General features: G+C 58.7%; 8 protein-coding genes. 6 read left to right on the top strand and 2 right to left on the bottom strand.

Features of this window, described 5'->3' with window-relative positions; all coding sequences use genetic code 11:
- Positions 1–90: 90 nt before the first annotated feature.
- Positions 91–2661 carry an aminopeptidase N gene (pepN, locus tag C0U40_RS08190; RefSeq protein ID WP_101655264.1) on the bottom strand — a complete coding sequence of 857 codons (2571 nt, stop codon included), beginning with the start codon at positions 2659–2661 and terminating at the stop codon, positions 91–93.
- A 191-nt stretch (positions 2662–2852) separates the two neighbouring features.
- Between pepN and C0U40_RS08185 the strand changes: the two genes are divergently transcribed.
- The 4 genes from C0U40_RS08185 to C0U40_RS08170 all read left to right on the top strand — a co-directional run bounded on the left by C0U40_RS08185 (position 2853) and on the right by C0U40_RS08170 (position 6845).
- Positions 2853–4991: a malate synthase G gene (locus C0U40_RS08185; protein WP_101655263.1), complete on the top strand. Its 2139-nt coding sequence runs from the start codon at positions 2853–2855 to the stop codon at positions 4989–4991.
- The gene (locus C0U40_RS08180; RefSeq protein ID WP_101655262.1) at positions 4992–5420 is read left to right on the top strand and encodes a GlcG/HbpS family heme-binding protein; all 429 of its coding nucleotides are present in this window, start codon (positions 4992–4994) and stop codon (positions 5418–5420) included.
- A 147-nt stretch (positions 5421–5567) separates the two neighbouring features.
- Entirely contained in the window at positions 5568–6329 is a 762-nt protein-coding gene (locus C0U40_RS08175; RefSeq protein ID WP_101655261.1) for a gamma-glutamyl-gamma-aminobutyrate hydrolase family protein, read from the top strand.
- Positions 6330–6344: 15 nt separating this feature from the next.
- The gene (locus tag C0U40_RS08170) at positions 6345–6845 is read left to right on the top strand and encodes a gluconokinase (protein ID WP_286134852.1); all 501 of its coding nucleotides are present in this window, start codon (positions 6345–6347) and stop codon (positions 6843–6845) included.
- Between the two features lie 42 nt (positions 6846–6887).
- Here the strand turns inward: C0U40_RS08170 and C0U40_RS08165 are convergent, their stop codons facing one another.
- Positions 6888–7733, bottom strand: a complete 846-nt coding sequence (locus C0U40_RS08165; RefSeq protein WP_101655259.1) for a fumarylacetoacetate hydrolase family protein — start codon at positions 7731–7733, stop codon at positions 6888–6890.
- 295 nt (positions 7734–8028) lie between these two features.
- Here C0U40_RS08165 and C0U40_RS08160 point away from each other — a divergent pair, with 295 nt between their 5' ends.
- Entirely contained in the window at positions 8029–9165 is a 1137-nt protein-coding gene (locus C0U40_RS08160) for a metallophosphoesterase family protein (protein ID WP_101655258.1), read from the top strand.
- Positions 9162–11804 carry an AAA family ATPase gene (locus C0U40_RS08155; protein ID WP_101655257.1) on the top strand — a complete coding sequence of 881 codons (2643 nt, stop codon included), beginning with the start codon at positions 9162–9164 and terminating at the stop codon, positions 11802–11804. Before C0U40_RS08160 ends, C0U40_RS08155 begins: the two co-directional genes overlap by 4 nt.
- The last annotated feature ends 10 nt before the right edge of the window (positions 11805–11814 follow it).

Below are 11814 nucleotides of genomic sequence, written 5' to 3'. Positions count from 1 at the left end.
CTTTGCGCAGCGTTGTGGAATACGGACTGCGTTCTAGGCCCATGTGAGCCGTAGTGCAAGCCGCTTGGCGTGTCAGGATTGGCGAAACCGTCAGTTCAGGATTTTACCGACGATTTCTGCCGTATCTTTGGACAGATCGGGCAAATCAGCGATCCGCTGTAACTGCGCCTGCATCAACTGCTGGCGGCTGGCATCATAACGCCGCCATGTTTCAAACCCGCCGCACATCCGCGCAGTGGTTTGCGGGTTCACAGGGTCCAGTTTGATCAGCCAGTCGGCAAAGAATTCATAGCCTGCGCCGTCCTTGCGGTGGAAACCTGCGGGATTCATCATGGCAAATCCGGCAATCAGGCTGCGATAGCGGTTCGGGTTCTTCCAGTCGAAATCCTTATGCTGTGTCAGGGCGCGGGCCACATCGACGGCTTTGTCCGCAGGGGCACTGGCCACCTGTACGGTGAACCATTTGTCGATCACCAGACGGTCGGCCTGCCATTGATCGTAAAACGCCTGCACCTCTGCGTCGCCCTGACCGTGGCGGATCAGCGTAGACAGCGCGGAAAGTTGCTCGGTCATATTGTCCGCAGCCGCAAACTGGGCCTTGGCGGTGGCGCAATCGTCCTCAAGATGGCTGATCAGGGACAGAACCGCCCCGCGCAAGCTGCGTTTGCCCGCGGCTTCGGCGTCTGGTGTGTAAGGGCCGGGGGTGGCCAATTCAGTGTAGAGGCCTTGCAGGTCGTCTGAGAGTTCAGTCGCCACCGCTTTGGCCAATGTTTGACGGGCCGCATAAATCGCATCAGGATCAGGGGCGGTACCCTGTTCGAAAATCGCCTGCGCCAGCGCGTCCTCAGAGGGCAGCGACAGAACCAGCGCGCGGAAGGCAGGGTCGAGCGCTTCGTTCACAGCCACCGCCCGCATCGCTTTGGCGAAGGCCGGATCGACCTCTGCACTGTTCAGGATCATGTCCTGTAACAGGTCGAGAGCATAATCGCGGCCCGCTTCCCACTGGTTAAACGGATCGCTGTCATAGGTCAGCAGAAATGCCCGTTCTGCATTGGTGGTCTGGCGTTCCAGTACCACAGGGGCAGAAAACCCGCGCAGCAGCGACAGAGTTGGTTTGTCTACCAGCCCGTTGATCTCGAACGATTTCAGCGCCTCGTCCAGCACCAGCAGTTGCTCAGGTGCGGCCTCTGATCCGTCCGCTGCAAGAAACCCTGTACGGATCGGAACCACTTGGGGTTTCTTGTTGGTCTGGCCCGGCGTGTCGGGATTTGTCTGGGTAAAGGTCAGGGTTAGCGTGTCACCGGAAAAATCCTCCGTCACGGTGATGCGCGGCGTGCCGGCCTGAGAATACCACAGGGCGAACTGGGACAGGTCGGTGTTGCAGGCGTCCTCGAACACTTTGATCCAGTCCTCGATCGTGCAGGCTTGCCCGTCGTGGCGCTCGAAATACAGATCCAGTGCGCGGCGGTAATTGTCTGCGCCCACAAGTGTACGCAGCATCCCGATTACCTCGGCGCCTTTTTCATAAACGGTCGCGGTATAGAAGTTGTTGATTTCGATGTATTCTTCAGGGCGCACCGGATGGGCCAGCGGGCCTGCATCCTCGCGGAACTGGCGCGCACGCAGTTGCAGGACGTTTTCGATCCGGTTCACCGCATGGGACCGCGCATCGCCGCTGAACTGCTGGTCGCGGAATACTGTCAGACCCTCTTTCAGGCACAACTGGAACCAGTCGCGGCAGGTGATGCGGTTGCCGGTCCAGTTGTGGAAATACTCGTGCGCAATGATGCCCTCGATCAATTCATAATCGCGGTCGGTTGCGGTTTTGGGGCTGGCCAGAACGTATTTAGAGTTGAAGATGTTCAACCCCTTGTTCTCCATTGCGCCCATGTTGAAATCATCCACGGCGACGATCATGAACAGGTTAAGATCATATTCGCGCCCGTATTCTGTTTCATCCCAACGCATCGAACGTTTCAGCGCGTCCATCGCATAGGCGCATTTGCCTTCATCGCCGGGGCGGACAAAGATTTGCAGGTCCACCTCGCGCCCGTTCATCGTAGTGAAATGATCGTCGTAAGACACCAGATCACCGGCCACCAGCGCGAACAGATAGGCGGGTTTGGGCCACGGGTCATGCCATTTACCATTTCCCAGATTATTGCCGTTGGACAGAAGGACCGGCACATCGCCTTCGATCTCCACCGTAAAGACGGCCATCACATCGGGGCGGTCCAGATAATAGGTGATCTTGCGAAAGCCTTCGGCCTCGCATTGGGTGCAATACATGCCTTTCGACATATATAGCCCGTTGAGCGAAGTATTGGCCTGCGGGTTGGTCTGCACCTCGGCCTCCCAGATGAAACCGTCCTGCGGCACCAGATCGCCCGGAATGGTCAGCCCTTCGGCGTCGATCAGGATTTCATCGTCTTTCAGGGGGGTGCCGTTGATGCTGGCGCTGATCAGCTTCAGGTCCTGACCGTGCAGGCGCAGGTCATGGGGGCCATCGGTGCGCTCTGTATTTCCTTTGAACACAATTCTGGAACGGACCCGTGTTTCTGTCGGGTGCAATTTGAAATGCAGATCAACGGTTTCGATCCAGAATTCCGGTTGCTTGTAGTCGGACAGACGGATGGTCGGCGGGGTCGTGGTAGGGCGCATGGATAATCTCCTGAGTTGCGTGCAAACTGCATGGGAACAGTGGGCAGGTTCAAGAGCGTTTTTTGCGGCAGGTTGGCGGTATGCGAAAAAACGCGGTTTTGCCCCTGACATGCGCCGGAAGTGTGCCAAGTCAATTTGACTCGTGTTTCGCAGTGGCTTAGTTAATCCGGTGAAACTTTAAGAGGTATACTATGGTACGCAAAGACAGACACGGGCTCCAGGTTGACGCAGAACTGGCCGAGTTTATTGAAACGCGTGCCCTACCGGACACCGGCGTATCGGCGGACCGCTTCTGGAGCGGCCTGTCCGCACTGGTCCATAACCTCGGCCCGAAAAACCGCGCGCTGCTGGAAAAGCGCAAAGAGATTAAGGCCCAGATTGACGGCTGGCACATTGAGCGGCGCGGGCAGGACCACGATGCGGCCGAATATAAGGCCTTCCTGCAAGAGATCGGGTATCTGGTTCCCAAGGGGCCGGACTTCCAGATCGAAACTACGAACGTTGATCCGGAAATCGCGGCCGTGCCGGGACCGCAACTTGTGGTGCCGATCATGAATGCCCGCTATGCGCTGAACGCGGCAAACGCCCGTTGGGGCAGCCTTTACGATGCGCTTTACGGTACGGACGCTATGGGCAGCACGGCGCCAAAGGGTGGCTATTCTGCGGATCGGGGCGCGGAAGTAATCGCTTGGGCAAAAGCCTATCTTGATGAAACCTTCCCATTGGCCAGCGGATCTCACGCGGATGTGGGACAATATGCTGTCGTGGACGGGGCTTTGCAGGCAGACGGTGTGGCGCTGGCCAAACCGTCGCAATTCGCAGGCTACCGTGGCGATGCAGCAATCCCGAGCGCGGTTCTTCTGAAAACCAACGGCTTGCACGCGGAACTGACGATTGACCGCGATCACCAGATCGGCAGCGTGGACAAGGCGGGTATCGCGGATATCCTGCTGGAATCTGCCATGTCGTCGATCATGGACTGCGAAGATTCTGTGGCCGCTGTGGATGCGGAAGACAAGGTTCTGGCCTATTCCAACTGGCTGGGATTGATGAAGGGCGATCTGTCAGAGAGCGTTACTAAAGGGGACAAGACGTTTACCCGTGCGCTCAACCCCGACCGCGAATACACGGCACCTGATGGCAGCACGCTGGCCCTGAAGGGCCGCGCCCTGATGCTGGTGCGCAATGTGGGCCATCTGATGACAAACCCTGCCATTCTGGACCGTGACGGTTTGGAAGTGGGAGAGGGGATCATGGACGCCATGTGCACCACGCTTTGCGCCATGCACGACTTGCAGCGCGAGAGCGGCAATTCGGTCAAAGGCTCTGTCTATGTGGTGAAACCCAAGATGCACGGCCCCGAAGAAGTGGCTTTTGCGGATGAAATCTTTACCCGCGTGGAACAGGCGCTGGGCCTGCCGCAATACACGGTGAAGCTGGGCATCATGGATGAAGAACGCCGCACCACGGTAAACCTTGGCGAATGTATCCGCGCGGCCAAGAACCGTGTCGCCTTTATCAACACAGGTTTTCTGGACCGCACCGGCGATGAAATCCACACCTCGATGGAGGCCGGCCCCTTCCTGCGCAAGGATGACATCAAGGGCGAACCGTGGATCGCAGCCTATGAGGATCACAACGTGGATGTCGGACTGGCCTGCGGGTTGCAGGGTAAGGCGCAGATCGGCAAGGGCATGTGGGCCATGCCGGATCAGATGGCCGATATGCTGGCCGCCAAGATTGCTCATCCGCAGGCAGGCGCAAACTGTGCGTGGGTGCCAAGCCCGACCGCTGCGACCTTGCACGCCATGCACTATCACAAGGTAGATGTGCTGGAGCGGCAGAAGGAAATCGCCGCAGGCGGGGCGCGGGCATCTGTGGATACGATCCTGCAAATTCCGGTGGCGCGGGGACAGAACTGGTCCGATGCGGAAATCACCCGCGAAGTTGAGAACAACGCGCAAGGTATTCTGGGTTATGTAGTGCGCTGGATTGATCAGGGCGTGGGCTGTTCCAAAGTGCCCGACATCAACAATGTGGGCCTGATGGAAGACCGCGCCACCTGCCGGATTTCAAGCCAGCACATTGCAAACTGGTTGTATCACGGTGTAGTGCATCGGGATCAGGTGATGGAGATCATGCGCCGCATGGCCTTGGTCGTGGATGAACAGAACGCCGGTGATCCGACCTATGATCCTATGGGACCGGATTTCAACGGCTTGGCTTTTCAGGCCGCCTGTGATTTGGTCTTCCGCGGGACCGTGCAACCCTCGGGTTATACCGAGCCGATCCTGCATGCACGGCGTCTGGAGCTGAAAGGAACCCGTTAAATGGCTGGTTTGAATCTGGCGAAATGCCGCAAGATTGTCCGCGCGGCCTTTGCAAAAGGCAAGGAGATGGGGTTGCAACCCCTGTCAGTGGTGGTGCTAGATCAGGGCGGCAATGTGCTGGCCTTTGAACGTCAGGACGGCGCCTCTGCGGGGCGCTTCCAGATCGCCGACGGCAAGGCCAACGCAGCGGTCATGCTGGGGATGCCCAGTTCCCGTGCGATGGAGCGGGCCGAAACGCAGGCCTATGCCATGAATGCCATGAACGGTGCTTATGGCGGGCGGTTTGTACCCCTTTCCGGTGGCGTATTGGTCAAGGACAAGAAGGGTACGATTATGGGCGCTGTCGGCGTAACCGGTGACACATCGGAAAACGATGCCATCTGTGCCGTTGCAGGGATCGAGGCTGCGGCGTTTACTGCCGAAGCCTGAACTTTTGCCACTGCATTCCGTGATCTGAGTATTTTTTGAACATTGAAGCCGGTTCCGTAGTGTCCCGGCCCTGTTCTTTGCGCAGGGCTTGCAATCCGCTGCGGCTTCGGACTAATCCTTTAGCATGCAAAAACAAACGAGAGTGACATGGTGCGCCCAGTAGTCGGAATAAGTGGCAATGCTCATATGATTAACGAAGAGTATGCAGTGCAGGCCTGTGGTTTGCATAACCTGTATGCTGTCTCTGAAGTCTGCGAGGCCACTGCACTTGTGGTGCCCGCCTTACCGGATCTGAACCATATTGACGATCTGTGTTCGGTGTTTGACGGGTTCGTTTTTACCGGTGCGCGGCCGAATATCCATCCAGAGGAATACGGTGAGACAGCAACTCCCGCCCATGGTGATTTCGATCGGGATCGTGACCGGCTGACCCTGCCTCTGATCCGCGCCTGCGTTGAACGGGGTGTGCCGATCCTCGGGATTTGCCGCGGGTTTCAGGAATTCAACGTGGCCTTCGGCGGCACGCTCTACCCCGAGATTCGTGATCTGCCCGGACGGATGAACCACCGGATGCCGCCCGATGGCACCATTGAAGAGAAATTCGCCCATCGTCATGACATTACCCTGACCAAAGGTGGTGTGTTTGAAGGAATTTTCGGCAGTGATGTCGTGCTGACCAATTCCCTTCACGGACAGGGGATCAAGGAAGCCGGTGAACGGGTGGTGGTCGAAGGCCACGCACCGGACGGTACGCCCGAAGCAATCCGCATTGAAGGTGCGCCGGGGTTTGCGCTGGCCGTGCAATGGCATCCGGAATGGAACGCGGCGAATGATCCGGTTTCACGTCCGCTGTTTGAGGCTTTCGGGCAGGCCATGCGCGATTGCGCAGCCCAACGCCGTGCAGCCTGACCGGTTGGCGCGCCTGTGACAGACAGAATTGTGATCATGGGCGTTTCGGGCTGCGGAAAGTCCACTGTCGGGGCGGCGCTTGCCAAACGTCTTGGCGGGATGTTCCAGGACGGGGATGATTTTCACCCCGGCGCCAATATCCGGAAAATGTCCAATGGAGAGCCGCTGACAGACGCGGACCGCTGGCCCTGGCTTGATCGTGTCGGGCAGGAGCTGGGCGGGCCGGATCACGGGTGTCTGGTGATGGCTTGCTCGGCTTTGAAAACTGCCTACCGGGACAGATTGCGCCAGCAAGCTGGACGGGAAGTTGTGTTTGTTCTGCTTCAGGGATCACAAGAATTTATCGCGCAACGGATGCAGGCGCGCAGCGGGCATTTCATGCCGCCGGACCTGCTCCAGAGTCAGTTTGACGCATTGGAAGCCTTCGGGCCGCAGGAAACAGCCGTTACGGTTGATATCGTTGAAAGTGTCGATGATATCGTCGAACAGATTTGTCAGGGGCTGAAACGGCTCTGACGACGGGTGGAACCGCCCCCGTTTATCAGGGGCGGTGGCCGTTTAACTGTCCGCCTTGACTGCCTGTTTTTGGGTGCCAAGCCCGGCGATGTTCAGCTCCATCACGTCACCGTCTTTCAGGAAGGTGGGCGGCTTCATTCCCAGACCGACGCCCGGAGGTGTTCCTGTTGCAATCACATCGCCGGGATGCAGGGTGAAAAGATGGGACAGATGCTCGATAATTTCGGCTACGGTAAAGATCATCGTGCCGGTATTGCCGGTCTGCATCCGTTTGCCGTTCACATCCAGCGTCATGTCGAGCGCTTGGGGATCGGGGATTTCGTCCCGTGTTACCAGCCACGGGCCGGTAGGCCCGAATGTGTCGCAGGATTTGCCTTTGGTCCAGTTGCCGGACATGTGCTTTTGAAAGTGACGCTCTGAAACATCGTTGACGATACAATATCCGGCCACATGCTCGAGCGCGTCTTCCTTTTTGACGTATTTTGCAGTCTTGCCAATGACAACGCCCAGTTCGACTTCCCAATCGGTCTTGGTTGAACCTCGCGGCATGACCACTGTGTCATTGGGCCCGACTATGGCAGAGTTCGCTTTCATGAACAGGATCGGGTGTTCGGGAATACTTGCGCCGGTTTCTGCGGCGTGATCGGAGTAGTTCAACCCGATGCACATGAACTTTCCGATGTTGGCCACACAAGGCCCGATACGGGGGGAGCCTTCGACCGCAGGCAGGCTGGCGGGATCAAGTGCTGCCAGTTTCGCAAGCGCCTCGTCCGACAGTTGCGACCCGTCCAGATCGCTAATGTGTCCCGACAGGTCCCGCAGCGTACCGTTCTCGTCCATCATTGCGGGTTTCTCGGCACCCGGGGCGCCGTATCGGAGAAGTTTCATAGGGTCTTCCTTGTTCCTGCTGAATAAAACGGCCCAAAGCGCTTGCGCATTGGACCTGTTCGTTTACCGACGCAGTTTCACCTGATGAGGGGCAAACCACAAGGGTGCGCTGTGCAAAGTTTTACGCCACGGTATTGCAACAGGATTTTGATTAAACAGCGCCAATTGGCTTGTTCGCAGCAGCCAAGTTTGTATGACTTGGGAGTGTAGCAGGTTTTGGAGTCCGTCACATGCTAATCCCCATTTGGTCCGGCATGAAAGCCCGTGTTTTCAACTTGTTCACAGGGGCGCGCAAATGATCCGGTTCCTGCATTCTTCCGACCTGCATCTGGGCAAACCCTTTGGCCGCTTTCCCGAAGAGGTCCGGGGCCGTTTGCGGGAAGCCCGCAATGGTGTGATTGCCAGACTGGCCGCCACTGCGCGCGAAGGCGGCGCAGGGGTAATCCTGCTGGCAGGTGACACGTTTGACGCGGAAACGCCCACGCCTTCGCTGGTGCGCCAGACGCTGAACGCCATCGCACAGGATACCGGATTGCGCTGGGTGATGATGCCGGGCAATCACGATTCCCTCGCGGCGAGCGAGCTGTGGCGGGTTATCGCCAAGGACAAGCCGGATAATCTGACACTCGTACTGGAGAGCAGGCCGTTGGAACTGGGCGAAGGGGCGGTTCTGCTGCCCGCGCCCTGTACCGCGCGCAATCCCGGGCGTGATCTGACCGAGGCAATGGGGCAGGCTACGCCGGAAGGATCAATCCGCATCGGGCTTGGGCACGGCGGGATCAAAGATTTTAGCGGTGGCGAAAAGAGCATCTCTGAAGACGGTTCGGCGGCGATTATTCCACCGGATCGGGCCGAACGCTCCGGTCTGGCCTATCTTGCGCTGGGTGACTGGCACGGGCAGATCGAAGTTGGCAAACGCACATGGTTTTCCGGCACGCCGGAGCGGGACAGTTTCAAGCATAAAATGCAGGCGAGCGCCAATCTCGTGACCGTGCAGGGCAGCAATGCACTGCCGGACGTTAAAACCGTGCCGACGGGTGTGATCCAGTGGCTAGACCTCGGGTTGGAACTGATGCCGGACGGGGATTGTGTCGGGCAGTTCCATCAGGGGTTGCCGGAAGTGTCCCTTCGCCGCGATGTGCTGACCCGTTTGCGAGCGGAAGGGCGGATCGGACTGGCGGAAAAGACCGCACTGGTGCAGGCGGTGGCGCAGGTCGCGCCGGATTTCTTGTGGTTTGATGCGGATCTGGACCGGCTGCGACTGACCCATGATACCTCTGATCTGGACAGTGTGGATACGGCAGGGGCGTTGCGGATGGCGGCGCAAAGTCTGGCGGAACGGTCCGACGATGCCAACCTGTCGGCCGAGGACCGCGAAGTTGCGGAAAACGCCTTGTCGATGTTGTTCACTTTCGCATCGGAGTCCCCATGAAGCTGCGTTCGCTAAGCCTGACAAATGTGCGCAAATTCGGCGGCAGGACAGCCTCCCTGCGCGATATTGGCGATGGTGTGACGGTAATCTCCGAAGCCAACGAATTTGGCAAATCCACTTTTTTCGACGCGCTCCATGCGTTGTTTTTTGCCAAATACAGCAGCATGGGGAAGGACGTAAAATCCCTTCAGCCCCATTCCGGCGGCGCGGTGAAGATCAGCGCAGAGATCGAAATCCCGAGTGGGCGTTTTGTGATCGAAAAGTCGTTTCTGGCGCAAAAACGCGCGAGCGTCAGCAAGGCGGGTGGTGCACTGGTGGCGCAGGACGACGAGGCCGAAAGCTGGATCGCGGCGCTGATGGACAACGGGCTGGAAGGTCCGGCGGGTCTGCTTTGGGTAAAGCAGGGCACAACGGGGCTGGAGCCTGCGGGCACGGTTGGTGCCGAAAAGGAACGTCTGCTCGGGGCGCGGCGGGATTTGCTGTCCTCGGTTGCGGGCGAGATTGACAAGGTGACGGGCGGGCGGCGCATGGATCGTGTGCTGGCGCGGTGTCAGGAGGAACTGTCAAAACTAGCCATTGCGAGCGGTAAAGCCAAAAAGAACGGACCTTGGGGGCAGATACAAGCAGAAATTGCGGAGCTTGAAACTCGGGAGGTAGAACTTTCAGCGCTGAAGAAGGATCTTTCAGAAAACCTTGCAGGGCGGAAAAGCTGCGAAGCCGAGCTGTCGCGGATGAACGAGCCTGAGGCATGGAAGAAGCGCAAGGATGCGCTGACCGCCGCAGAATTACGGTTCAAAGAAGCAGAGTCCCATGCAGAGAAATCCAGACAGGCGGCGAAAGATCTGGACCTGAAAACCCTTCAGTCCGAGGCGGCGCAAACCAGACTGAACAATTTGTTGCAGGCGGCGGCAAAGCTGGAACAGGTTCGGCAGGAAGATACCGGTCTTCAGTCGGAATTACAGGCGGCCCGTCAGACATTGGCAGAGGCCGGCACGCAGGAACAGCAAGCTGCGGCCCGACTGGAACAGGCGCAAGCGGCGGTTAAGTCATTTCGGGAACAGGAAAAAGCCGCGCAACAGGCGGCGCAGTCCCGTCAGGCACGGGATCAGGTCAAGCAATTGTCAGAACGGCTGGAAAAGGCCGAAACCCAACAACGCGCCTTGGAGGATGCCAAGGCACAGCTGGACGGTATCACTATAACGCCTGTATTGATGCAGGCGGTAACAGACGCGCAAAACCGTCTGCATCAGGCCAAGGCACGGGCAGAGGCCCAGTCCGTCACCGTCACGCTACACTACGACGGCGCGGCGCGGGTGTCTTTGGACGGGAAGGACGTGAATGCCGGTGAAGCGGTGGCGATTTCCTCCCGACAGAGCTTTGATCTGCCCGGCATCGGGGCGCTGGTGGTTGATCCCGGCCAACGGGAAGACGGGGATCGGGCGGCAGAGGACTTCAAGCAGGCGCTGTCCGGTTTCGAGGCGGCGTTGCGCAAGGCAAATGTCAGCTCGGTTGAAGAGGCCCACGCTGCCCTTGCCGCACTGCAGGAGGCTGCACAGCGCAAGGAACTGGCGGAAGGGGTGATCGCGTCACTGGTGCCTGAAGGGCTGGACACGCTGCGCGGATTGCTCGCCAAGGCGCGGGTGGAAGCGGATGCGGTGCCTGCGGGGGAGGTGTCCGTGCAGGATCCCGTCGCGCTGGCTGCGGCGTTGGAAACTGGTGAAGCGGATGAACGGGAAGCCCGCGCCGTTTACGAACGCTGTCGCGAGGTGCTGTCCCGCGCAAGAGAGGCTGAGGGCGTATTGCGTGAAAAGTGTAACCGCGCCGCTGCCGCGCTGGCTGAAGCCAAAGCCGCCTATGGTGAAGCGGACAGTTTCGAGGATCGCAAAGCCACCGCCGCGCGGCAGGCCAGCATCGCAGAAACCGCTGTAAAGGACGCAAGCGCATCACTTTTGGCGCTGCAAGAGAACGCGCCGGATCTCGAAACTGCGGCTGCTGATCTGAAGCGGGCGAAAACTGTGGTAGAGCAGGCAGATAAGCGGATTGGCCAGTTGAAGGAGCAGCTTGTGGGATATAACGCCCGCATTCAGGCCCGCGCAGAGGACGGTGTCGAAGAAGAACTGGCTGAAGTGCAAGGCAAGTTGGAAACCGCCCGCACGCGCGAAGCCCGATACAGCCGCGAGGTGGCCTCGCTGAACCTGCTGGTGTCAGAACTGGAAGGCCGCAGGACGCAGGCGCGGGATGTGTATTTTGAACCGGTTCAAAAGGAATTGCAGCCGCTTTTGTCGATCCTGCACGATGATGCCGCACTTGAATTTGACAGCAGCCGCCTGTTGCCAAACGGTCTGGAACGGGGCGGCCAGCATGAAGAACTCGACGTGCTGAGCGGTGGCACGCAGGAACAGATTGCGATCCTGACTCGGCTGGCCTTTGCCCGTCTTTTTGCCCGTCAGGGATACCCGATGCCGATCATTCTGGATGACGCGCTGGTGTATTCCGATGACGACCGGATCGTGAAAATGTTCACCGCATTGCATCGTGTTGCCACCGATTTACAGGTGATCGTTTTCTCGTGCCGCCAGATGGCTTTTGCCCAACTCGGCGGGGAACAGCCCGAACTGGTGATTGAACAACCGGCCTGACCCTGTGACG

Source organism: Neptunicoccus cionae (assembly GCF_002860325.1).
GTDB classification, from domain to species: Bacteria; Pseudomonadota; Alphaproteobacteria; order Rhodobacterales; family Rhodobacteraceae; genus Amylibacter; species Amylibacter lutimaris.
The sequence above is the reverse complement of the archived record's forward strand: the minus strand, read 5'-3'. Positions and strand labels throughout refer to the sequence as shown.